At 71.8% G+C, this 23,098-nt stretch carries 21 protein-coding genes; 6 read left to right on the top strand and 15 right to left on the bottom strand.

Translation table 11 applies throughout. The annotated features are described in order from the left end of the window. Positions 1-24 precede the first annotated feature (24 nt). A complete protein-coding gene (locus BIU98_RS16630) occupies positions 25-1,245 on the top strand; it encodes an ATP-binding protein (protein WP_071279005.1) in 1,221 nt (406 codons plus the stop codon). Positions 1,246-1,346: 101 nt separating this feature from the next. Here BIU98_RS16630 and BIU98_RS16625 read toward each other — a convergent pair whose 3' ends face one another. The 7 genes from BIU98_RS16625 to BIU98_RS16595 all read right to left on the bottom strand — a co-directional run bounded on the left by BIU98_RS16625 (position 1,347) and on the right by BIU98_RS16595 (position 10,538). Beyond that, positions 1,347-2,561 (bottom strand): MFS transporter, encoded by a 1,215-nt coding sequence (locus BIU98_RS16625; RefSeq protein WP_071279003.1) that lies wholly within the window; start codon positions 2,559-2,561, stop codon positions 1,347-1,349. Positions 2,562-2,696: 135 nt separating this feature from the next. Further along, positions 2,697-3,875: a Fic family protein gene (locus tag BIU98_RS16620; RefSeq protein ID WP_254787983.1), complete on the bottom strand. Its 1,179-nt coding sequence runs from the start codon at positions 3,873-3,875 to the stop codon at positions 2,697-2,699. Positions 3,876-3,975: 100 nt separating this feature from the next. Then, positions 3,976-5,181, bottom strand: a complete 1,206-nt coding sequence (locus BIU98_RS16615) for an acyl-CoA dehydrogenase family protein (protein WP_071278999.1) — start codon at positions 5,179-5,181, stop codon at positions 3,976-3,978. Further along, positions 5,178-6,989: an ABC transporter ATP-binding protein gene (locus tag BIU98_RS16610; RefSeq protein ID WP_083393334.1), complete on the bottom strand. Its 1,812-nt coding sequence runs from the start codon at positions 6,987-6,989 to the stop codon at positions 5,178-5,180. Before BIU98_RS16610 ends, BIU98_RS16615 begins: the two co-directional genes overlap by 4 nt. Continuing rightward, positions 6,986-7,894: an ABC transporter permease gene (locus BIU98_RS16605; protein WP_083393333.1), complete on the bottom strand. Its 909-nt coding sequence runs from the start codon at positions 7,892-7,894 to the stop codon at positions 6,986-6,988. Before BIU98_RS16605 ends, BIU98_RS16610 begins: the two co-directional genes overlap by 4 nt. After that, a complete protein-coding gene (locus BIU98_RS16600; protein WP_071278998.1) occupies positions 7,891-8,829 on the bottom strand; it encodes an ABC transporter permease in 939 nt (312 codons plus the stop codon). Before BIU98_RS16600 ends, BIU98_RS16605 begins: the two co-directional genes overlap by 4 nt. Continuing rightward, positions 8,829-10,538, bottom strand: a complete 1,710-nt coding sequence (locus tag BIU98_RS16595; protein WP_071278995.1) for an ABC transporter substrate-binding protein — start codon at positions 10,536-10,538, stop codon at positions 8,829-8,831. The genes BIU98_RS16600 and BIU98_RS16595 overlap by 1 nt, the downstream gene beginning before the upstream one ends. 192 nt (positions 10,539-10,730) lie before the next feature. Here BIU98_RS16595 and BIU98_RS16590 point away from each other — a divergent pair, with 192 nt between their 5' ends. Then, on the top strand, positions 10,731-11,777 hold the full coding sequence (locus BIU98_RS16590; protein ID WP_071278992.1) for an aldo/keto reductase: 1,047 nt from the start codon (positions 10,731-10,733) through the stop codon (positions 11,775-11,777). A gap of 134 nt (positions 11,778-11,911) precedes the next feature. Here the strand turns inward: BIU98_RS16590 and mgrA are convergent, their stop codons facing one another. Next, positions 11,912-12,955: an L-glyceraldehyde 3-phosphate reductase gene (gene mgrA / locus BIU98_RS16585; RefSeq protein ID WP_071278989.1), complete on the bottom strand. Its 1,044-nt coding sequence runs from the start codon at positions 12,953-12,955 to the stop codon at positions 11,912-11,914. Between the two features lie 140 nt (positions 12,956-13,095). On the opposite strand from mgrA, the gene BIU98_RS16580 reads away from it, so the two are divergent. Then, positions 13,096-14,142, top strand: coding sequence for a YdcF family protein (locus BIU98_RS16580; protein WP_254787981.1), 1,047 nt, complete (start codon positions 13,096-13,098; stop codon positions 14,140-14,142). Here BIU98_RS16580 and BIU98_RS16575 read toward each other — a convergent pair. Further along, positions 14,102-14,614, bottom strand: a complete 513-nt coding sequence (locus BIU98_RS16575; protein ID WP_254787979.1) for a MarR family winged helix-turn-helix transcriptional regulator — start codon at positions 14,612-14,614, stop codon at positions 14,102-14,104. The two genes, BIU98_RS16580 and BIU98_RS16575, sit on opposite strands and share 41 nt — an antisense overlap. 68 nt (positions 14,615-14,682) lie before the next feature. On the opposite strand from BIU98_RS16575, the gene BIU98_RS16570 reads away from it, so the two are divergent. Then, positions 14,683-15,927, top strand: a complete 1,245-nt coding sequence (locus BIU98_RS16570; protein ID WP_071278983.1) for a multidrug effflux MFS transporter — start codon at positions 14,683-14,685, stop codon at positions 15,925-15,927. 112 nt (positions 15,928-16,039) lie between these two features. Here BIU98_RS16570 and BIU98_RS16565 read toward each other — a convergent pair whose 3' ends face one another. Beyond that, positions 16,040-16,756 (bottom strand): phosphatase PAP2 family protein, encoded by a 717-nt coding sequence (locus BIU98_RS16565; RefSeq protein WP_071278980.1) that lies wholly within the window; start codon positions 16,754-16,756, stop codon positions 16,040-16,042. Between the two features lie 110 nt (positions 16,757-16,866). Here BIU98_RS16565 and poxB point away from each other — a divergent pair, with 110 nt between their 5' ends. Continuing rightward, complete coding sequence (poxB, locus tag BIU98_RS16560; protein ID WP_071278978.1) at positions 16,867-18,591, top strand: ubiquinone-dependent pyruvate dehydrogenase; 1,725 nt, start codon at positions 16,867-16,869, stop codon at positions 18,589-18,591. A gap of 90 nt (positions 18,592-18,681) precedes the next feature. Here the strand turns inward: poxB and BIU98_RS16555 are convergent, their stop codons facing one another. The 3 genes from BIU98_RS16555 to BIU98_RS16545 all read right to left on the bottom strand — a co-directional run bounded on the left by BIU98_RS16555 (position 18,682) and on the right by BIU98_RS16545 (position 20,268). Continuing rightward, complete coding sequence (locus BIU98_RS16555) at positions 18,682-18,888, bottom strand: hypothetical protein (protein ID WP_071278976.1); 207 nt, start codon at positions 18,886-18,888, stop codon at positions 18,682-18,684. Positions 18,889-18,940: 52 nt separating this feature from the next. Next, on the bottom strand, positions 18,941-19,306 hold the full coding sequence (locus BIU98_RS16550) for a VOC family protein (protein ID WP_071278973.1): 366 nt from the start codon (positions 19,304-19,306) through the stop codon (positions 18,941-18,943). Positions 19,307-19,461: 155 nt separating this feature from the next. Beyond that, positions 19,462-20,268, bottom strand: a complete 807-nt coding sequence (locus BIU98_RS16545; protein WP_071278970.1) for an SDR family NAD(P)-dependent oxidoreductase — start codon at positions 20,266-20,268, stop codon at positions 19,462-19,464. Between the two features lie 87 nt (positions 20,269-20,355). Between BIU98_RS16545 and BIU98_RS16540 the strand changes: the two genes are divergently transcribed. Further along, on the top strand, positions 20,356-21,210 hold the full coding sequence (locus tag BIU98_RS16540) for a helix-turn-helix transcriptional regulator (RefSeq protein ID WP_071278967.1): 855 nt from the start codon (positions 20,356-20,358) through the stop codon (positions 21,208-21,210). A 49-nt stretch (positions 21,211-21,259) separates the two neighbouring features. Here the strand turns inward: BIU98_RS16540 and BIU98_RS16535 are convergent, their stop codons facing one another. Together BIU98_RS16535 and BIU98_RS16530 are read right to left on the bottom strand one after the other, a co-directional pair. After that, on the bottom strand, positions 21,260-21,913 hold the full coding sequence (locus tag BIU98_RS16535; RefSeq protein WP_071278964.1) for a hypothetical protein: 654 nt from the start codon (positions 21,911-21,913) through the stop codon (positions 21,260-21,262). A gap of 113 nt (positions 21,914-22,026) precedes the next feature. Further along, positions 22,027-22,914, bottom strand: a complete 888-nt coding sequence (locus BIU98_RS16530) for an SDR family oxidoreductase (RefSeq protein ID WP_071278961.1) — start codon at positions 22,912-22,914, stop codon at positions 22,027-22,029. Between the last annotated feature and the right edge of the window lie 184 nt (positions 22,915-23,098).

Genomic DNA, 23,098 nt, shown 5'->3' with positions numbered 1-23,098 from the left:
GGGAAAGGCCCTTAACATCATCTCGTGGACAGCATCAGGAACCCCTACACGCCCAACGCCGGGGCAACGCCGGAGATCGTGGCCGGGCGTGCTGAGTACGTGCGGGCCTTCGGTGTCCTGCTGGAGCGCCTGAGACGCGGACGTACCGAGCAGTCGATGATCCTCACCGGTCTGCGTGGCGTCGGCAAGACCGTGCTGCTCAACGAGTTCGCGGAGCAAGCACGAGCGGCGAAGTGGGAAGTCGTCGAAGTGGAGGCGAGCAAGCACGAGGACGCGCACTTCCGCCAGCTCTTCGCATCACTCCTGCGGTCGGCGCTCCTGCAGATCTCCCCGCGCAAGCGGTGGAACGACCGTGCGCGGCGGGCGGCAGAGGTGCTGACGTCGTTCGCGCTCTCCGTCAATCCCGAAGGCACATGGACGATGACCTGGGATGTCGCGCCCGCCGAGGGTCTGGCGGACCACGGCGACCTGGCGATGGACCTGACCGACGTCCTCGTCGCGGTCGGTGAAGCCGCGCAGGACAGCGGTCGGGGCATCGCGATCCTCGTCGACGAGGTGCAGTTCCTCCAGTCTCGACAACTGGAAGCACTGATCCAGGCCCTGCACAAGACCGTGCAGCGCCGCCTGCCCGTGACGTTCGTCGGTGCTGGGCTCCCGCAGATCGCCGAGTTGGCAGGGGACGCGAAGTCCTACGCGGAGCGCCTCTTCCGTTTCCCGATGGTGGACTCCCTCGCAGAAGCCGACGCGCGCGATGCGCTGACCACACCTGCGGAGCGGGAGGGGGCGCGCTTCACCGAGGATGCGGTGACGCTCGCCCTCGAGATCACCAAGGGGTACCCCTACTTCATCCAGGAGCTCGGCTACCAGGTGTGGGAGATCGCCGAAGGTCCCACCATCACGGCCGAGGACATCGACACTGCCCGCGATGGGTACCTCGCCAAGCTCGACGGTTCGTTCTTCCGCGTGCGACTCAACCGCTCGACACCCTTGCAGACCGCCTACCTCCGGGCGATGGCGGAGCTCGGACCGGATCCCGCGAAGGCCTCGGACGTCGCACGCGTCCTGCGGCGGGAATCAACGCAGTTGGGCCCGACACGCGCAGAACTCATCGACATGGGCTTGCTCTACACGCCAGACCACGGCTATGCGGCCTTCACCGTGCCGGACTTCGACGAGTTCATGAAGCGCGCCGTGCCACAGCTCGTGATCCCGGAGGTCCGCCGCCGGGGGAACCAGACGGCGTAGGAGGTTGGATCGCGCGAGGTGCTCGAAACGCGCGTGGGAGGTCGTTCCTTCCAGCCACCCACGCGCGATCCCGCTTCCCACAGCGGTCGTCAGGGGAACGTTCAGTCGCGGCGGGACAGCACGAGGTTGACCACCGCGGCGAGCACGACGATCCCGGCCGAGATCGCGGGGAACAGCATCGCCGCCTGCGTGCCCGAGGACTCGGCCACCTCGCCCACGACCGCGGAGGTGAGCGACTGCCCGACGATGACCGCGGACCCGAGGATCGTCATCGTCGTCGCGGACCGGCCGACCGGGGAGCGGTCCGAGCCGAGGCTGTACTGCGCGACGAGCGTCGGGCCGATGCCGATGCCCATGACCGCGAGGATGATCCCGACGGCGAGGACGGAGTCCGCCGAGGCGAAGGCGATCGCCCCGCCGAGCAGCACGACGCCGAAGACCAGCCAGCGCCAGCCGATCCCGAACGCCCGTGGGAACGCCGCCGAACCGAGGGCCAGGCCCGCCGACCCGATGCCCATGAGCCCGTAGAGCAGTCCTGCCTGCGAGGACTCCCCGTGGGTCTCCATGAACGCCGTCAGCGAGGTGAGCGTCGAGCCGAAGAAGAACCCGATCCCGAGGATGCCGACGACGACCACGACGAGGCGCGGGCGGAGCAGCTGGCGGGCGGGTGCCTGCGTGACCTCGGCCTGCTCTCCCACGGCCAGGCGGCCGGTCGGGTGCAGGGCGAAGGCCGTGACGAAGACGAACGTGAGCACCGATGCCCCGGCGACCGCGACCCACGGGGCGATCGCGCTCGCGAGCAGTCCCACCAGGAACGGCCCGATGATGAACACCGTCTCGTCGGCGGCGGACTCGTACGCCATCGTGCCGCTGAGGACCTTCTCCTGCCGGCCCGCCGCCATGCGCTGCCGGATGATCGCGACCAGCCGGGTGCGGGACATCGGGGCGACCTGGGGTGCACTGGCACCGACGAAGAACGACAGCGCCAGGACGGCGAGGTCCGGGGCGGTGCTCTGCACGACGAGCACGAAGACCCCGAGCAGCACGGCGTTCGCCAGGCCGACGGGGACCAGGACCGTCCGCTGCCCGAACCGGTCGGCTGCTGCACCGACCATCGGACCGACGATCGCCGAGCCGATGCCGACGAACGCGGAGTTGATGCCCCCGAGTGCGACCGAGTCACGCGAGGCGACGACGAGCGTCAGCACGCCGACCACCATCATCGCGAATGGGAGCCTGGCGATGAACGCGATCGGGAAGTAGGAGCGCCCGGCGTGGGCGATCAGGGAAGCGTCTGCGGAGCGCGCCTGGAGCATGTCGTGGTGTGCCTTCTCGGCCCGCCGTGGAGCTGCGGACCCATCGGGTGCCGCCGCTGTCCGCCGAGGTGCGGCGGCCGGTAGATACACACTTGCGGTCCCGAGGGTACCAGCGGGGTCGTCAGCCCCGGCGGGTCAGCCCCGACGCCCGGCTCGGCGCGCGAACGCGTCCAGCGCCTGCAGGACGTCGTCGCTGCGCCAGACCTTGGCCCGCAGCTTGTGCTCCGACTTCCCCACGAGCACCCCGGCCGCCGCGAGCGTGTCGAGCGCGCGGTAGACGTTGACCGACGGCCCGAGCTGTGCCGAGAGCGATGCCCCGGTGAGGACGGGCTGCCGCGCGACCACCTCGAGAACGCGCCACACGGCGGAGTCCGCGCGCGCCGTCACGGTCGCACGCCACCCGGCTTGGACCGCGTGGATGTCGTCCACCAACTCGTGCGCGTTGTTCACTGCGCGGAAGGCCGCTTCTGCGGTGGCGACCACGATCGGCTCGACCTCGCCCGTGCGGTAGGCGTCGAGCGCCGCGTGGTACCCGGCGGTGTCCGTGAGCAGGCCGGCAGACACCGGGATGGTGACGTTCCTGGTCAGCCCGGTCCCCCGGAACATCGCCTGCATCATCGCGCGACCCGCACGGCCGTTGCCGTCGGTGAAGGGGTGGATCGTCTCGAACTGTGCGTGGGCGACGGCGATCTGCACGAGTCGTGGCAGGTCGGTCCGCCGCGAGAACGCCATGACGTCGTCGACCAGGGCCGGGACACGCTCGGACGCGGGCGCGACGAAGTCGGCTCCGGCCGGGCTGTCGGCGCTCCGACCGATCCAGACGGGCTCGGTCCGCCAGACGCCAGCGTCATGATGGGCGTGGCCGTCGAGCAGCGCCGCGTGCATCGCGAGCACGGACGTGGGCGTGAGGTCGTCGGCCAGCTCGAGGGCGCTCTGCATCGCCCGGGTGTTCGCGACGATCTGCGCGGCGTTCTGCCGCGAGTCATCACCGAGTTCTGCTGTGTAGATCGCCCGTGCACTCGCAGTGAGATTCTCGATCTGCGAGGACGCGGCCGCCTCGGAGCGGAGCAGGAGCGCGGCGAACGGCGCGATCTCACCGCCGAGCTGCGCATCGAAGCGGACCAGCGCTTCGACTGCGTCGTCCACGAGCGCGGCGACGGACGAGCTGACGCGCGGGTCGAGATCGGCGATGCGCGGCGGCACGGCCGCACGGTACGGATGCCCGAGGGCGGTGCGGCGGCTCGCCGCGACGCCGAACCCCGCGTACTTCGACTCGAACCAGAGTTCTTCGGACGAGATCGCGGGCCAGCTCACGGTGATCCGATCTGTCAGCGCGGTGGGACGTCAGTGACACTTACGGTGCCAAGTGTAGCTGGGGCCGCTTCCGGGTGACAGATCTCCGCAACGGCGGGTCTCACCGGGTCTCGCCCGTCGCCCAGAAGTAGGTGAGGGGAGCGCCGTTCACCAGGTGGTCGCCGATCACCCGCTGCTGGAACACGACCGGGTTGTGCGACGACAGGGTCCTGGCGTTCCGCCAGTGCCGGTCGAGGGCGCGGTCGCGGTCGGTCGCACTGGCGCCACCGACCTCGAACAGGGTCGTCGTGGCGCGGAGGGCGACCTCGACCACGGCCGACTGCAGGGCGATCGTGCGGAGCTCCGCGGCGTCGATCCGCGCATCGGCATCCGGGGCATCGGCGAGGACCGCGGCGTGGGCCTCGTCGATCGCGGCGCCCGCGTGCGCCACGATCGCCTCGGCCGCGAGGGCGTCGGCCGCGATGCGTCCGACGACGGACTGCACGAGCGGGTCGGTCGCCGCGGTCGGTCCGATCCCGTGCTGGTAGTGCCGGGTCCTGGTGCGCACGAAGTCCGCGGCGTCCCGGGACGCTGCGGCCGCGACGCCGGCGAGGGACGCCAGCAGCACGGCCTGCAGGAACGCCGGCAGCACCGTCCGGCGTTCGGCACGCTCGGGTCGCAGTTGCCAGAGCTCGACCGGGACCCCGTCGAGCCGGGTGGTCCCGCTGCCGGTCAGGCGCTGACCGAACCCGTTCCAGTCGTCGTGGACCTCGACCCCGGGGGCGTCGACCCGCACGGTGACGCCGACGGTGTGGCCGTCCGGGGTCAGCGCGGTGACGGTGGTCCAGTCTGCGAAGAGCGTCCCCGTGCTGTAGTGCTTCTCGCCGTGCAGGCGCCAGCCGTCGCCGTCCGGGACGAGGTGCGTGGTGAGCGACCCCACCGCGGCACCCGAACGCTCGTGGCTGGCGTTGCCGACGACCTCGCCCGTGGCCACGCGGGTCAGCCAGTCGTCGCGCCGCACGACCCCGGGGTCGAGCAGCAGCTCCTCGACGAACGAGAAGTGCGCGCGGAGGAGCTGTGGGAGGTTCGAGTCCGCTTCGGCGAGCCGGACCAGGAGCGCGAACAGCGCACCGGGCGTCGCACCGGATCCGCCGTGGGACTCGGGCACGGTGACCGCCGTGAAGCCGGCGTCGGCGAGCCATCGGACCTGTTCGTGCGGCAGCGTCCTGGTCCGTTCGCGGTGGACGGCGCCCTCCGCGATGCGGTCGAAGAGCGGTGCGAAGCGCTCCTGGAGCGAGGTGGTGGTGGGCAGTGCGGTGGTGGTCATCGTTCCTCCTGCTGGGCGGTCTGACGGTGGACACGGACTCCGGGGACGGCGTCGAGCAACCCCCGCGTGTACGGGTCCTGCGGGTCGCGGAACACCTGGTCGGCTGGCCCTTCCTCGACGACACGGCCGTCGCGCAGCACGAGCACCCGGTCGCTGACGTGGTGGATGACACCGAGGTCGTGGGAGATGAACAGGGCGGCGGTGCCGTACGCGCGTCGGATCTCGGCGAGCAGGTCGAGCACCTGCGCCTGCACCGAGACGTCGAGCGCACTGACCGCCTCGTCGAGCACGAGCACGTCGGGGTCCGTCGCGAGCGCTCGTGCGATCGCCACGCGCTGCCGTTGCCCGCCGGACAGCGTGGACGGGTGTCGTCCGGCGACGCCCTCGTCGAGCCCGACCCCGGCGAGCAGGGCGTGCACACGGTCCCGGTCGGCCGACCGAGTCTCGCCCCCGCGGACGTCCTGCGGGTCTCCGGCCGCGCGAGATGTCCGCCCGAGCGAGACTCGGCCACGCGCAGCGGGCCCGGCGCCCGCGCGAGCCGCGCGAGCACCGGCGAGCGCCGACGCGACGAGTTCCCCCACCGTGCGCCGGGGGTCGAACGACGAGAGCGGGTCCTGCGACACGGTGGCGATCCGGGGACGGTCGGGCCGCCGTGCGCGCTCCGGCAGGTCGGACCACGGCCGGCCCTCGAACAGCACCTGCCCGGACGACGGCGCCGTCAGGGCGAGGGCGATCGCCGCCGTCGTGGACTTGCCGGACCCGGACTCCCCCACGATCCCGAGGGTCTCCCCGGCCCGCAGCTCGAACGACACGTCGTCCACGACGGTGCGGACGACCCGGTCGGGCCCTCGGTAGCGCTTGCTGACGTGCGACACCGCGAGGACGACGGACCCCGGGGACGGCACGGGTCGCGATGCCGGGCGCGGTGCGAGCGGCGCGGGCGGCGCCTCCGACAGCCGGGCGCCGGGGGCGTGCGCGGACGGGATCGCCGCGAGCAGCCGCTTCGTGTACGCGTGCTGCGGGTCGCCGAGGACGGCTGCGACGGGGCCCTGCTCGACGACGACGCCGTGCTGCATCACCACGACCTCGTCGGCGAGCTGTTCGACGACGCCGAGGTCGTGGCTGATGAGCACGAGCCCCGTGCCGCCGGCCCGGAGCTCGTCGAGCAGCGCCAGGATCTGCGCCTGCACGGTGGTGTCGAGCGCGGTGGTCGGCTCGTCGGCGATGAGCGCCGCCGGGTCCAGGGCGATGGCGGCGGCGATGAGCGCGCGCTGCCGGAGCCCGCCGGACAACTCGGAGGGCAGCTGGCGTGCGCGGAGCTCGGGGGACGGGACCCCGACGCGGGACAGCAGCGCGATCACCTGCCGTTCCCGCTCCGCCCGCGGCCCGACCCCGTGGGCGCGGAGCGCGTCGGCGACGGACGCCCCGACGCGGCGGAGCGGGTCCAGGGAGACGAGGGCGTCCTGCAGGACGTACCCGACCTCCTTGCCTCGGACCCGCCGCCACGCGCTGTCGGACAGGTCGCGGAGATCGCGTCCGCCGAGCGACAGCCTGGAGGCCGTGGTCACCGACGCGGGCCCGTTCAGTCCGAGCAGCGAGCGCGCGGTGACGCTCTTGCCCGAACCGGACTCGCCGACGATCGCCACGCAGCGGCCCGGGTCCAGCGTGAACGAGACGTCCTGCACGACGGTGCGGTCGCCGAAGGCGACGGACAGGTGCTGCACGTCGACGACCGGGCCGGCGGGACCGACCGGATCGCGGCCCTGGACGGTGGACGTGTCGGCGGCGAGGGGGGTGACGGAGCTCATCGGGGGCCTCCCGGCTGGGTGGTGGTCTGGACGGAGCGACCGACGGCCGTCAGGGACAGGGCGAGCAGCACGATGACCACGCCGGGCCAGAAGTCGAGCCACCAGGCCTGCTGCAGGTAGTTGCGGCCGGCGTTGAGCATCGCGCCCCACTCCGGCGCTGGCGGCTGGACGCCCATGCCGAGGAAGCCGAGCGCGGAGGCCCAGACGATCGCCTGGCCGATGCCGAGCGTGACGAGCACGGTCAGCGGCCGGAACGCGTTCGGCAGGAGCGTGTGGACCAGGACGTGCCCGGCGGAGTGTCCGAGGGCGCGCTCGGCCTGCACGTACGGTGCGTCACGGACCGCGAGCATCTGGCCGCGCACCATCCGGGCGTACCCGGGGACGGTCGCGATGCCCACGGCGAGGATCTGCGTGCCGGCGCTGTTGCCGAAGACGGCGATGAGGATGAGCGCCAGGAGGATGCCGGGGAAGGCGTAGAGGACCTCGATGACGCGGGTCACGACGGCGTCGACGGCCCGGCCGCCGAGGCCGCCGAGGACACCGAGCAGGACGGCTCCGGCCAGTCCGAGGGCGGTCGCGCCGACGCCGATGAGCACCGACTGCCCGGCACCGTGGACGACACGCGAGTACACGTCGCGCCCCGACTGGTCGGTGCCGAAGACGTGCTGCGCGCTCGGGGTGTCGAAGCTCTTCCCGAGGTCGATCGCGAGCGGGTCCTGGGTCGCCAGCAGGGACGGCCAGAGGGCCGCCACCACGACGAGCGCGATGAACGTCGCGGCCGCCCAGAACGACCCACGGCGGAACGGGTGGGAGGCTCTCCGTACTCGGCGTGGGCCGGCTGCGGTGGGGACCGGGGCCGGGCCCAGGGCGGTCGGCTCGGTGGGTGCGATGGTCGCGGTGGTCATGCTGCGGCTCCGGTCGTCCGGCGCAGCCGTGGGTCGACCACGACGTACGCGATGTCGGTGAGGATGTTCGCGACGACGTAGACGAGTGCCACGACGAAGGTGATGCCGATGACGAGCGGCAGGTCCTGCGCGCTCACGGCGGTGACGAGCACCTGGCCGATGCCCTGACGGGCGAAGACGACCTCGGCGATGACGGCGCCGGAGACGAGCGACCCGAGGCCCCAGCCGGAGAGCGTGACGCCGGGGAGCGCCGCGTGCCGGAGGACGTACTTCGCACGGATCGCCGCCTCGGACAGGCCACGGCTGCGGGCGGAGAGGACGAAGGGCTGCTGCTGCTTGTCCTCGAACTCGTCGCGGGTGACCTGCCCGAGGAACCCGGCGAGCGGGATCGCGAGGGTCAGGGCCGGCAGGACGATGCCGAGCGGACCCGAGCCGATCACCGGGAACCAGTGCAGCTGCACGGCGAACACCAGGAGCAGCACGAGGCCGAGCCAGAACTGCGGCAGGCCGGCGGCGACGGTCTCGAGCACGGAGCCGATCCGACCGCGGAGCCCGGGGCGGCCCGCGGAGAGGAGCGTCGACGTGATCGAGAGCAGCCACGCCAGCACGAGTGCCGTCACCGTGAGGGCGAGGGTCGGTCCGATCTGGCCGGCGACCACGCTCGTGACGGACTGCTTCAGCGTGTACGACTCCCCGAAGTCGAGGCGGACCAGCCCCGCGAGGAAGTCGCCGTACTGCGCAAGGAGTGGCCGGTCGAAGCCGTACTGCGCGGTGACCGCGGCCACGGCCTCCTTCGTGGGGTGCGACGCGGCGCCGCCGAGGATGGCGACCGCCGGGTCGCCGGGGACCGCGTGCTCGAGGAAGAACACGATGGTGCCGACGGCGAGGAGCAGGACCACCGCCTCGACGATGCGTCGGGTGACTCGGACCAGCATCAGTTGCCTCCGTCGATCAGGTACGCGTCGCTGAGGACGGGTTCGCCCTCGCTGGGTTCGATCCACACGCCCCTGACACGGTCGGCGATGCCGAGCCGGGTCTGGATCGGGTAGAGCGGCAGGTTCCACGCCTTCGCGGTGATGCGCGCCTGGGCTCGGCGGTAGAGGTCGGCCTGCTGCGCGGGGTCCGTCGTCGCCGTGCCCGCGACGAGCAGCCGGTCGAGCTCGTCGTCGTACGCGTAGGCCGAGTTCTGCCCGTTGTCGACGTCGTACGTCGCCTTCGAGTACTTGATGTACATCACGTGCGGCGTCGGGCTGTTCCAGTAGTTCCCGAGCAGGTCGTACGCCGTCGGGTCGCCCCACACCGCGTTCATCGACGAGGAGTCGAGCGCCCGCAGGACGACCTTGATGCCGACGCGCTTCTCCATCGCCTGGACGTCCTGCAGGATCGTCAGGTCGGCGGGCGGGGTCTCGGCCGAGTCGGCGTTGTAGGGCAGCCGCACGGTCAGCGTGGTGCCGTCCTTCGTGCGGTACCCGTCCGCGTCGCGTCCGGTCCACCCGGCGGCGTCGAGCAGCGCAGCGGCCCCGCGCGGGTCGTACGGGAAGGGCTCGTGGTACGCCCGGTCGTAGTGCGGGGTGCCGGAGCTGATGGTGTTGCCCTCGTACGGGAACACCCCGTTGTAGGCGCTCTCCACCGCTTCCTTCGCATCCGAGGCGTGCACGAAGGCCTGCCGGACGCGCACGTCGCTGAACACGGGGCTCCTGGTGTTCATGTCGAGGCTGAACGGCGACCCGGAGTGCACGAAGGTCTGCAGGCTGATCGACGGGTCCGCCTTCGCCAGGCCCTCGCTCTCGGGCGGCACGTTGAAGACCACGTCCGCCTCGCCGGAGCTGAGCGCGCCGTACCGGGTCGTGTTGTCCTTCAGGAACTTCCACGTGATGCCGTCGAGGTACGCCGGTCCCTGGTGCTCCGCATCCTCCGGTGGGCTGGAGTACGACGCGTTCCGGACGAGTTCGACGTCCCGCTCGTGGTTCCAGCGCTGCACGACGAACGGGCCCGTCCCCACGGGCGACTCGCAGTTCGCCGCGAGCCCCCGCGCCATGGCCTTCGGCGACTCCATCCCGAAGAACGCCTGCGACAGCGCGGCGAGCAGCGGGGAGTACGGCCGCTTCAGGTCGATGCGCACGACGTGGTCGCTGATGACGGTGGCCTTGTCGAAGTACCCGGTCAGGTAGAGCAGGTCGGTGCTCGACTGCGTCGCCGGGTCGAGGATCTGCGTGAAGTTGTCCACCACCGCCTGCGCGTCGAACGGGGTGCCGTCCGTGAACTCCACGCCCCGCTTCAGCGTGAAGTCGTACTGCGTGCCGTCGTCCGAGATCCGCCAGCTCGTCGCGAGCCAGGGCAGGACGCTGCCGTCCCGCTGCAGGGACACGAGCGAGTCGAGGTACTGCCTGGCGATGTACGTCTGCGGCATGTCCCCGGAGTTGTGCGGGTCGAGGCACGTCGGCTCACGGTCCGTCGCGTAGACCAGGGTGCCGCCGCGCACCGGGCCGGTGTCCCGGGTCGCGGAGACGGCGCCGGCCGAGCAGCCGGCCAGGAGCACGGTGGCAGCGGCAGCAGCAGCGAGCGCGGCGACCACGCGACGACGCACGGCGCGTCCTGGCTGTGCGGCCGGCGCGTCGGGCTGGACGGTGTCGGATCGGGTCATGTCGAGGACCGTAGGCAGTGCCGCGGGCGCACCGCGAGCCTCCCGACATGCACCGCAACCCGCCGTCACCGGACGTCGTGGAACCGGCCCTGACACGTCATCGGACGTCACGTCGGACGGACTGCGACCGGTCCGCGTCACGGTTCGTCACCGGCGTCCCGGTCGCCCGCGGACGCCCATATCGTGGCGCGCATGGAGCAGCGCACGATGGGCCGGTCGGGTGCGCCCGTCAGCGCGCTGACCCTCGGGACCCGCGCAGTCGCCGGGGTCGCGGCGCGGGACGTCGAGGGCGCGGCGCAGCTGGTCGTCGACGGACTCGACCGCGGCATCACCGCCGTCGACGTCTCGGACGCGCACGGTGCGGGACTCGCGGAGGTCGCGGTCGGCCGTGCACTCGCCGGACGTCGCGACGACGTCTTCCTGTCCGTCCGCTTCGGCGACCCCACCGACGGCGACCCCGCCCCCCGGGGCGCCGGTCGACGGTGGATGTTCCAGGCCGTCGAGCGGAGCCTCACCCGGCTCGGCACCGACGTCATCGACCTGTACCAGCCCGCCAGGCCCGACCCGGCGACCGCACTCGACGAGACGCTCGACGCGCTCGCAGACCTGGTCGCGCAGGGCAAGATCCGGGCGTTCGGGATCCCCGCGTTCCCCGCCGAGGAACTCGTCGAGGCCCAGTGGCTCCGGTCCGGGGCGAAGCGCGCCACCGCCACCCACGCGCCGTACTCGATGCTGACGCGGACAGCCGAGCGGACCGTGTTCCCGGTCGCACGGCGGTTCGGTCTCGGGGTCCTGGCCGGGGCACCGCTCGCGGGCGGGTGGCTCGCCGGCGCCTACCGGATCGGCACCGTGCAGCCGCGGTCACCGCACAGCGTCGCGCGGCCGACGGAGTACGACATCGGAGCGCCCGGCAACCGGCGGAAGCTCGAAGCCGTCGACCGGCTCGGGCTGCTCGCCGACGAGGCCGGACTCACCCTGCTCGAACTCGCCGTCGGGTTCGCGCTGACCCACCCGGACGTGGCGTCGGTGGTCGTCGGCCCGCGGACGGTGTCGCACGTGGACGCCTACGCGCAGGCGGCCGAGGTCGTGCTCGACGACGACCTGCTCGACGCGGTGGACGCCGTGGTGCCACCCGGGACCCACCTGCTGGAACGGGACACCGGCGTGCCGCTGGCAGCGCTGTCCCGCGAGCGCTTGCGCGGTCGCGAAGTCGCGCGCAGCGAGTCGAATCGCGCGTAGGGGGCCGTTCGTTCCGACCTGCAACGCGCGATCCGCCTTGCCATCGCGCGTGACAGGGGTGGGAACGTGCGCCGGGACCGACGGGAGGCTCGGTGCCAGCTGACAGCGAGCCTCCCGTCCGTCACGTGGGTGCGTCAGGAGACGGCGCCGGAACGCGCCCCCGCCCACAGGTCGACGTCCGTGATGCCGACGGAGTGCTCGTCGATGGTGCGGAGCTCCTCGTCGGTGAACGACAGGTTCGTCAGGGCGGCGACGTTGTCCTCGAGCTGGGACACCCTCGACGCCCCGATGACGAGCGAGGTGACGCGCTCGTCGCGGAGGGCCCAGGCGAGGGCGAGCTGCGCCAGGGACTGCCCGCGCGACTCGGCGAGCGCGTTCAGCGCGTTGAGGTGCTCGACGACCTCCGGCGTGATCGAGGACGGGTCGAGCGACTTGCCGGCGGCGGCGCGGGAGTCGTCCGGCACCCCGTTGAGGTACTTGCCGGTGAGCAGCCCCTGGGCGAGGGCGGTGAAGCCGATCACGCCGAAGCCGAGCTCGCTGGCGGCGTCGAGGAGCCCCTCGGTCTCGATCCAGCGGTTCAGCATCGAGTACGAGGGCTGGTGGATCAGGAGCGGGGTGCCGAGGTCACGGAGGATCTCGACGGCCTCGCGGCTGCGCGCCGCGTCGTAGGAGGAGATGCCGACGTAGAGCGCCTTGCCCTGCTGGACGGCGGTGTGCAGCGCGCCCATGGTCTCCTCGAGCGGTGTCGAGGCGTCGAGGCGGTGGGAGTAGAAGACGTCGACGTAGTCCAGGCCCATGCGGGTCAGGGACTGGTCGAGCGATGCGAGGACGTACTTGCGCGATCCACCGCCCTGACCGTACGGGCCGGGCCACATGTCCCAGCCGGCCTTCGTGGAGACGACCATCTCGTCGCGGTACGGGCGGAAGTCCTCGCGCATGAGCCGCCCGAAGTTGACCTCGGCGGCGCCGTAGGGCGGGCCGTAGTTGTTCGCGAGGTCGTGGTGCGTGATGCCGAGGTCGAACGCGCGACGGCTGATCGCCCGCTGGTCCTCGAAGGGCATGTCGTCGCCGAAGTTGTGCCAGTAGCCGAGGGAGAGCAGCGGCAGGTCGAGGCCGGAGCTGCCCGTCCTGCGGTACGTCATCGAGTCGTAGCGGTCGTCACTGGCGATGTAGGTCATGCTCCGAGCCTGGCACGAGGCACCGGGGTGGTCACCGATGCTCCGGGACGGGGGGGGGGCGGGTGGTCACCGACGCTCCGGGACGGGGCGCCGTCGAGCCGGTAGCGTTCTGGGATGACCGCGCTCCGATCGGCCACCCCGTGATCGCTGCCGCCGCGGGACTCGTCCCCGCGCTGGTGTTCCTGCTGCTGTACGTCCTGTGCCGGCGGCACGACCGGCGGATGCTGCGGAACGGGGTGTTCCTCACCGCGGCGATCCTGTTCGGCGCGGCTGCGGCCGTCTCGATCCTGACCGCCGTCGTGCCCGGGTTCGGGTTCGTCGTCGGGCTCGTGGTGCTGCTCGTCCCGCTCGCCGTCATCGCCCTCGGGGTCGCGCTCGTCGTGAACGGCGTGCAGATGCTCCGGCGCGAGGGCCGCAGCCTGGGGAACCTGCTGTCACTGGTCGCCGGCGTGCTCGTGTTCGTGCTGCCGACCGTCGCCGTCGTCGTGTTCACCGTGGCGACGAGCGGCGAGCAGAACGCCGTCGGTTCCCTGGCCGTGTCGGCCGTGGTCCTGCTCGTCTTCCTGTGCGTCTACGTCGCACTCGCGTTCGTCGCCTTCGCCGTGTACTCGGTCGTCTACGGCCGGATGCGGTTCCGCGAGGCGCCGGACGCCATCGTGGTGCTCGGCTCCGGGCTGATCCGTGGCCAGGTCCCCCCGCTGCTGCGGAGCCGGCTCGACCGGGGACTCGCCCTGTACCGCAACGAGGTCGCTGCCGGCCGCCGTCCGGTGCTGATCCCCTCGGGTGGGCAGGGCTCCGACGAGCCACGGGCCGAGGGCACGGCGATGGCGGAGTACCTGCTCGCGAACGGCGCGGCTGCCGAGGACGTCCTGCCCGAGACCGCGTCGACGACCACCCGCGAGAACCTCCGCTTCTCCCGCGCGGTGCAGACCGAGGCCGGACGGGAGGGCCACGTCGTCGTCGTGACGAACAACTACCACGTGCTCCGGGCCGCGGTGCTGACCCGGCAGCTCGACCTGCCGGCGCAGGTGATCGGGTCGCCGACGGCGCCGTACTACGTCCCGAGTGCGTTCCTGCGGGAGTTCATCGCGGTGATCGTCGAGCACAAGTGGCTCAACCTGGTGGCGTTCCTGCCGTTCGTGGCGTTCACCGGGTTCCTGCTGTGGGAGACGTTCCAGCAGCGGTGACGCTGCCGCTTCCTCCGGGCCGGGTCGGTCGGAGTGCACTGTCGAACCTGCTCATCAGCGCGATGGCGTCGGCCACGCGGCTCGGGTCGTCCGCCTCGACGGCGCCCAGCGCCGCACGGAGCTTTCCGGCCCAGTGCGCGCGCAGCACCCGGATGTTGACCGCCGCCTGCTCGGTGGCGAACAACTGCACGAGCCGGGCGTCGCGAGGGTCGGCACGACGGTCCACCATGCCCTTCGCGACGAGCGACCGGAGCGCGGCACTGAGGTTGCTCCGCTGCAGGGTCGTCGCCTCGGCCGTGGCGCTCGGTGACGTCCCCGGGTGCAGGTCGACCCAGCGCAGGACGAGCACCTCGGTGCCGGTGAGCGGCACGACGTCGAGGACCGAGCTGCCGTTCGGGTCGATCTCGCGGGAGACCCGGAGCACGAGGTCCGCGAGGTCGGCGAGCGCCTCGTCGGTCACCGCGGAGTCCATGCCTGCACTGTAGCGCCGATCAGCAATGGTTATGCATTAATAACTCAGGGAGTTATGCTTTCATCATCATGACCACGGACACCGGCACCATCCACGCGGACATCGCGACACCCACGACCCGGCAGCAGGGCATCACCACCGCCCTGCTGCTCGTGCTCGGCCTGCTCAGCGCCGTGGCCCCCTTCGCCACGGACCTGTACCTGCCGGCCTTCCCCGAGATGACGACCGAACTGCAGACCTCGGCGACGACCGTGCAGCTCACCCTCACCGCGTTCCTGGTCGGCGTGACCGTCGGGCAGCTCGTCTTCGGGCCACTGTCCGACCGCTTCGGCCGGGTCCCCCCGCTCGTCGCCGGGGCCGCACTCTGCGTCCTCGCGAGCGCTGCGGCCGTCTTCGCGCCGAGCATCGGGGTGCTCGTCGCGGCCCGGCTGCTGCAGGGGCTCGGTGGCGCCGCCGGCATGGTGATCAGCCGCGCGGTCATCTCCGACCTGGCGACCGGCAAGCCCGCGGCCCGGGCGTTCTCGCTCATGATGATCGTCGGTGGCGTCGACCCGGTCGTCGCTCCGCTGCTCGGCGGACTGCTCACCGGCCCGATCGGCTGGCGCGGGCTGCTCACGATCGTGCTCGGGCTGTCGGTGGTCATGCTCGTCGCGGTGCTGGCCGTGATCCGCGAGACCCACCTGCGCTCGCGCCGTGACGAGCTCCGCGCCGAACGCCAGGCGACGGGATCGCCGTTGCGGGCCCTGCGTTCGCAGACGTTCCTCGGCTACACGGCGGTGTTCGGCTTCGCGTTCGCGGTGATGATGGCGTACATCTCGGCGTCGCCGTTCCTGTACCAGGAGATGATCGGCTTCGGCACGGTCGAGTACGGGATCGCGTTCGGCATCAACGCCCTGGCCCTGATGGGCGTGAGCATCCTGTCCGCCAAGCTCACCGAGAAGCACTCGGTGCGCGGCGTGCTGTCGCTCGGCATCGTGCTCGTGCTCGCGTCGACGGTGGCCTTCGCCGTGCTCGTCGCCACCAGTGCCCCCGTGATCGCCCTGGCCGTGCCGCTCTTCACCGCCGTCGGCAGCCTCGGCCTGGTGCTCGGCAACGCGACGGCGCTGGCGCTCGGAGCCGTGCCGTCCGCTGCGGGCAGTGCGTCGGCGGTGCTCGGTGCGCTGCAGTTCGGCCTCGCGGCGCTGGTGTCCCCGCTGGTGAGCATCGGCGGATCCGCGACGGCCGCACCCCTGGCCGTCGTGATGCTCGCGGCGGCGGTCGTCGCGGTGATCGCGCTGCTGGCAGCCCGCGGTCGGACCGTGCGCGCGGCCTGAGCTCCCCGCACGACACCGGCGTTCGTCGGTCGCACCGCGAACACCCGCGGCGCGGACGACGAACGCCGGTGTTCTGCGCAGGCAGACCCGCCCCGGACGCCGCCCGGGCGACTCAGCGCGCGACGGGCTTCGCGGGCCGCAGCACCGGCAGCCGCGGCATCAGCCAGTCGACCCAGACCAGCCGGGCGGCCGGGGCCACGGCGAGTGCCCACGCCACCGAGGCCAACGCGTCGGTCGGGTAGTGCACCGCGTCGATCGTCACCGAGAACCACACGACGACGACTGCCACCGTGCCCACGACGACGGCCACACCGTGCCACCGGGTGTCCCGCAGCACCCAGCACAGCGCGATGGTGAACGCCACCATGAACACGGTGTGCCCGCTCGGGTAGCCCGGGTCCGGCTGCACGGGGAACGGGTGCGGCAGCACGCTGACGTCGGGCCGGGCGCGGTGCACGAGCTCCTTGACGATCGCCGACGGCACCCAGGTGATCGCGACCACCCCGGCGAACGCCGCCGCCGGCCGGACGTTCCGCTGCACCGCCCAGATCACCCCGGTGACGACGACGGTGACGATGATCGCCGGCACGGGACTGATCGCGTGGTAGACGCCGTCGGTGAACGCCCGGAGCGCGCCGGTGTGCAGCTGGTTCAACGCGGTCGCGAGGCCGATGTCGACGGTGCCGAGCAAGAACCCCACCAGGGTCAGCACCAGGACGGCCCCGATGCCGATCGCGAGCGTCGACAGCGGGTACGCGGACCGGACGAGGATGCCGTTCGCGTCGGGCTCTCGTCGGCGTGGGCGGAGCGGCGGCGCGTCGTCGATCATCCGACCATCGTCCCAGTCAGGCACCCGATCCGGCGGCACGGTCCGATCAGAGAACACACAGGACGACCGCACCGACTAGACCGGGAGGAGTCCACCACGAGAGGAACCGCATGCCAACCGTCGCCGAGACCATCGTCGCCACGCTCCGCGAGAACGACGTCCACCGCGTCTACGGTCTGCCCGGGGACTCCCTCAACGGCTTCACCGACGCGATCCGCAAGGACGGCACGATCAGCTGGGAGCACGTCCGTCACGAGGAGGCGGCCGCGTTCGCCGCCGCAGCCGAAGCCGACCTCACCGGGGACCTCGCGGTCTGCGCGGGCAGCTGCGGGCCGGGCAACCTGCACCTCATCAACGGCCTCTACGACGCGAACCGCTCCCGCGTGCCCGTCCTCGCGATCGCCGCGCACATCCCGACAGCGGAGATCGGCACCGGGTACTTCCAGGAGACCCACCCGCAGGAGCTCTTCCGCGAGTGCTCCGTCTACGTCGAGTACGTCGCGGACCCGGTCCAGATGCCCCGCCTGCTCGAGATCGCGATCCGCGAGGCGGTCGAGAAGCGTGGCGTGGCCGTGCTCGTCATCCCGGGCGACGTCCTGCTCGCGGACGCGAAGGACGACCGCGCGGTCCGCATCGACCGCGCCGAACCGCGGATCATCCCCTCGGACGCCGAGCTCCAGCGCACGGCCGACCTGCTGAACGGCGCCGACAAGATCACGATCCTGGCGGGTGCCGGGGTCGCGGGCGCCCACGACGAGGTCGTCGCCCTCGCGGAGCGCCTGCAGGCACCGATCGTGCACGCCATGCGCGGCAAAGAGCACATCGAGTGGGACAACCCCTACGACGTGGGGATGACCGGCCTGCTCGGGTTCGCGTCGGGCTACCGCGCGATGGAGGACGCCGACGTCGTCCTCATGCTCGGCACGGACTTCCCCTACCCCCAGTTCTTCCCCGCGAAGGCGAAGCACGTGCAGGTCGACATCCGCGGCGAACAGCTCGGCAAGCGGCACCCGGTGGACATCGGACTGGTCGGCACCGTGAAGGACACCGCGCTCGGCCTGATGCCGCTGCTGACCGCGTCGAAGCCGGCGCACCACCTGCAGGACGCCCGCAAGCACTACCGGAAGACCCGGGAGAAGCTGGACGACCTGGCCGTGCCCGCGGGGAAGCACAAGCCCCTGCACCCGCAGTACGTCGCCAGGGTCCTCGACCAGCTCGCCGCCGACGACGCCGTGTTCATCCCGGACGTCGGCTCCCCCGTGGTGTGGGCGTCGCGCTACCTGACGATGAACGGCAAGCGTCGGCTGATCGGCTCGTTCTGGCACGGCTCGATGGCGAACGCGATGCCGCAGGCGATCGGCGCGCAGACCGCGTTCCCCGACCGGCAGGTCATCGCCATGGCGGGCGACGGCGGTCTGACGATGCTCCTCGGCGAGCTCGTCACGATCGTGCAGAACAAGCTGCCGGTGAAGATCGTCGTGTTCGACAACTCGTCGCTCAACTTCGTCGAGCTCGAGATGAAGGCCGCTGGCTTCGTCAACTTCGGCACCGAGCTGACGAACCCGGACTTCGCCGCGGTGGCCGAGGCGATCGGGCTGAAGGGCTTCCGAGTGGACGAATCCGACCAGTTGGAGGATGCGCTCGCCGCCGCACTCGCCCATGACGGGCCGGCTCTGGTCTCCGTCAAGGCGAACCGGCAGGAGCTGTCGATGCCGCCGGCGGTCACGCTGGAGCAGGCGAAGGGCTTCACGCTCTACGCGATCCGCACCGTCCTGAGCGGACGCGGCGACGAGCTGCTCGACCTGGCGTCGACCAACTTCCGGCAGTTCATCTGACGCGGGGCGGGCTGGGGACCCAGCCAGAGGCGGACGGGAGGCTCGGCGCACGCTGGTGACGAGCCTCCAGTCCGGTGGTGGTGCGGTCCGTCAGCGACGGCGGCGCGGCCGCCGGAACGCGGCTCGGACTGCGGCCACCAGGCACAGGACCCCCGTCACCTCGAGGGCGGCCGCGCCGATCATGGTGCCCAACCAGTTCGCGTCGACGGCGCCCACCATCAGGAAGACCGAGCTGACGACCGCGGAACCCGCCAGACCACGCGGCGTGAGACTCCCCCGCCAGAGCGTCCTCGCCACGGACCGGGGCGCCTTCGTCGGCCCCTGACTCGCGGCCGGGCGAGCCGGACGGTCAGGCGACACGGGTGCGGGCGAAGAGCGTGAACTCGTTGCCCTCGGGGTCCATCAGCTCGACGCTGCGGATGCCGAGGGACTCCAGACCGGGGCGGGCGAACTCCGTGCCGAGGTCGATGAGCCGGTGGAGCTGGTGGTCGAAGTCCTCGGACACGAGCTGCAGCCGCAGCCGGTTGCGGAAGATCTTCGGTTCGTCGGTCTTCTCGAACACGAGCTGGACCGACTGCGCGCTGGGCACGAGGGACGCGGAGGCATCCGTCGACCCGGGGTTGACGGGCACGCCGAAGACGCCGGCCCAGAAGGTCGCCATCGCGAGGGGCTGCTCGGCTTCGATGAGCACGCTCATCGTCGTCACGGTGTTCATGCCTGTTCCGCCTCCACTCGCCCGGACAGCCCGTCCGGACACCCCCGAGACTCCTGCGTGGGCGCGTCCAGGGGCATCCGCGGAACCACGGAAGGACCCAGCGGAGGGAGCGGGCCCACCGGCACGGGTCAGGCGGCTCGGTCAGCCGACCCGTGTCAGGCGCCGGCGCCACCGTCGACGGGGATCATCGCGCCGGTCACCATCGCGGCACGGTCGCTCAGGAGCCACGCGGCGACCTCGGCGACCTCTTCGGGTTCCGCCATCCGTCCGAGCGGGATCGACGCGTTGACCTGCTCGATGATGCCCGGGGTCGCCGCCTCCCAGGCGTCGATCATCTCCGTGGCGGTGCCACCCGGAGTGATCCCGTTCACCCGGATGCGGTCGGACGCCCACGTCACGGCCGCGGTCTCGGTGATGCTGTTGAGCGCCCGCTTCATGGCGCCGTACGCGGGGAGTGCCGGGTTCGCGCGTCGACTGCCGATGCTCGAGGTGTTCACGATGGCACCGGCACCCGTCCGGCGCATCAGGGCAGCCTCCGCGGTCATGGCGACCCAGTGGCCCCGGAAGTTCACGGCGAACTGCGCGTCGATGTCCTCGTCGCTCGTGGTGTCGAGCGGCCCGGGGTGCTGGATCGTCGCGCCGTTGTTGAACGCACCGTCGAGCCGTCCGTGGAGTTCGTCGACCCGTCTGACGGCAGCGCGGATGCTCTCCGGGTCAGCGAGGTCGAGCGGGACGGCGTCAGCGACCCCGCCGGCCGCGCGGACCTGGTGCACGACGGTCTCGAGCGCGGCGGCGCTCCGAGCGGCGAGCACGACGGCCGCACCTTCCCGGGCGAAGAGCCGGGCCGCTGCGGATCCGATGCCGCGGCTGGCGCCGGTGATGAAGACGACCTTCCCGGTGAGCAGGCCGATCGGGGCGGTCGTGGACGTGTCGGGGACGGACTGGATGCTGTTCTCGGTCATGGCGTCAGCGTCCCGCGCCGTCGATCGGCGGAGCCAGGTACGACCGGTACCACGACACCAGCGGCGCACGGGGCGCAGACTCCTGGCATGGACAAGCAGGAGTTGGCCGCGTTCCTCCGTTCGCGGCGGGAGCGGTTGCAGCCCTCGGACGTCGGTCTGGTGACGGGCTCGCGACGGCGGACGCCCGGCCTGCGGCGCGAAGAGGTGGCCGTCCTGGCCCACATCTCGACCGAGTACTACGTGCGACTCGAACAGGGCCGGGCGCCACGGCCGTCCGCCGAGGTCCTCGCCGGCATCGCCGGGTCGCTCCGCCTCTCAGCCGTCGAGTCGGCACACCTGCACACGCTGGCGGGGACGGCACCACTCCACCACGGGCGGGTGCGCCGCGACGTCCGACCGAGCATCGTCGCCCTCGTCGAGCGCCTGCCACAGACGGCAGCGATCGTGCTGTCCGCCACGTTCGAGGTCCTCGCGTGGAACGCCCTCGCGGTCGCGCTCATGGAGGACTTCGGCGAGCAGGAGCCGTCCGAGCGGAACCTCGCCCGGAAGGCGTTCCCGCCCGGGTCGCACCCCGACGTCGAGGCCCCGCCCTACGGCATCTCCGACGGCGCCGAGTTCCGTCAGCACGTCGTCCGGCAGCTCCGTTCCGTGCGGGCGGAGTACCCGGAGGACCCGTCCGTGGTCGGGCTCGTCGAGGAGCTCCGTGCGGACAACGCCGAGTTCGCGCGCCTGTGGGACCGTCACGACGTCCCGACGACGACCGTGCTGTCCAAGACGTTCGACCACCCCGTGGTCGGCCCGGTCACGGTCGACTGCGACAGTCTCGCCCTGGTCGACCGGGGCCAGTGGCTCGTGCTGTACACGGCGCCGACGGGGTCCCCGGACGCGGACGCTCTCGCGCTCCTCGGTGTACTGGGGGTCGAGGGCGTCCGCGCGGGATGATCGGCCACGAGGCGGGGGCGCCGTCGGGAACGGGGCCCAGGCGGGGTCGTCAGCTGGGCAGCGTCCAGCGGACGTCGCGGGTGCCGGGCGCCAGGCTCGAGAAGGCCACCGCGGCGGGCACGACGCCGTCGGTGGCAGCGGCGGTGAGGCACCCGTGCTGCACGAGCCCGAGCTCGCCGAAGGCGGTCTCGGTGCGCGACTGCCGGCACTGGACGAACCGCGCGGGGACGCTCAACGTCGACAGTTGGTCCCGGTCGGCCTCGTCCGCCGGTGCGGCGCTGACGAGATGGTTCGGTGACCACGTCCCGTCGCCGGAGACGACCACGTAGTCGTAGTCGATCCACCAGGCGATCGCCTCGTCGGTCGTCAGGCTGCCGCCGCCGAGGTCCTGGATGTCCTTGAAGACGCCCGGCTCCCCCTTCTTGACGCCCGTGACGCGCAGCGCGAAGACCGTGTCCCCGTTCGTGGAGTTGTGCTGCGTCACGATGCCCCACTCGCCGGCGTCGACGGTGGTGCCGTCGGCCACGGGCTCCGGAGACGGGAAGGACTTGGTCGCAGTGGGCGACGGCCGGAGACCGCTCGGGTCCTCCACCGATCCGCCCGAGTCCGATCCCGAGGAGCACCCGGCGAGCGCCGTCATGGTCAGGACGCCGGCCACGACAGCGGTGACGGCATGGACGGTCTTCCCCCGGTGGATCCCCATGCCACCACCGTAGGGCGGACATGACAGATCCGGTCGGCGGGACACGTGGTCCGCCGACCGGATCCGTCATCTCCCGATCGCGCGATCGTCGTCGGCCGCGCGCGGGTGGTCGATCAGAAGGCGGGGGTCCCGCCGGCGATCGTGATCGTCGAGCCCGACTGGTAGCTCGACTCCGGGCTGACCAGGTGCACGTACGCGGCACCGAGCTCCGCCGGCTGGCCGGGGCGGCCGAACGGCGAGTCGCCACCGAACTGCGACACCTTCTCGGCGTCGTCCGAGCCCGGCTGCAGCGGGGTCCACACGGGGCCGGGCGCGATCGAGTTCACGCGGATGCCCTTCGGCGCGAGCTGCTGGGCGACGGCCTCGGTGAAGAGCTTGATCGCACCCTTCGACACGGCGTAGTCGATCTTGTCCGGCGTCGGCGACGAGGCCTGGATCGACCCGGTCGTGACGATCGTCGAACCCGGCTCGAGGTGCGGCACGGCGGCCTTCGTCAGCCAGAACAGGGAGTAGATGTTCGTCTTGAAGGTCGAGTCGAACATCTCGGTGTCGAGCGTGAGGATGTCCTCGTTGCTCTCCATCCGCCCGGCCACCATCACGAGGGTGTCGAGGCCGCCGAGCTCGTCGACCGCCTTCTGGACGAGGTCCTTGCAGTACTGCTCGTCCGAGATGTCGCCCGGCACGAGCACCGCACGACGTCCTTCGCCCTCGAGCAGGTCGCGGACCTGTTCGGCGTCCTCCTGCTCGTCGGGGAGGTACGACAGCACGAGGTCGGCGCCTTCACGCGACATCGCGATCGCGGCGGCACGGCCGATGCCCGAGTCGGCGCCGGTGACGATGCCACGGAAGCCGGTCAGGCGCTCGCGCCCGACGTAGCTCTCCTCGCCGTGGTCGGGCTTCGGGTCCATCTTCCAGGCGGCACCCGGGAGCGACTGCTCCTGCTTCGGGAACGGCGGGGCGGGGTAGAGGCTGTTCGGGTCGCGCTTGTCGTACTGGCTCATGGATCCAGCTTCCTCAGCGCGCCGGGGCGCCCGTTCAGCCAGGCGGTCGCGACCGGGAGGCGACCGGACGGCGGACTGGAGGCTCGGTGCGGGCTGGCACCTGGGCCCACGCCGGCCGGTTCCGGACCGACGCGCCAGCGGCGGGTCGGCCGTGACCGGTGGGGAGCCTCCAGTCCGTCAGGTG

Source organism: Curtobacterium sp. MMLR14_010, assembly GCF_001865015.1.
GTDB lineage: Bacteria > Actinomycetota > Actinomycetes > Actinomycetales > Microbacteriaceae > Curtobacterium.
This window is presented reverse-complemented; position numbering and strand designations above follow the sequence as displayed.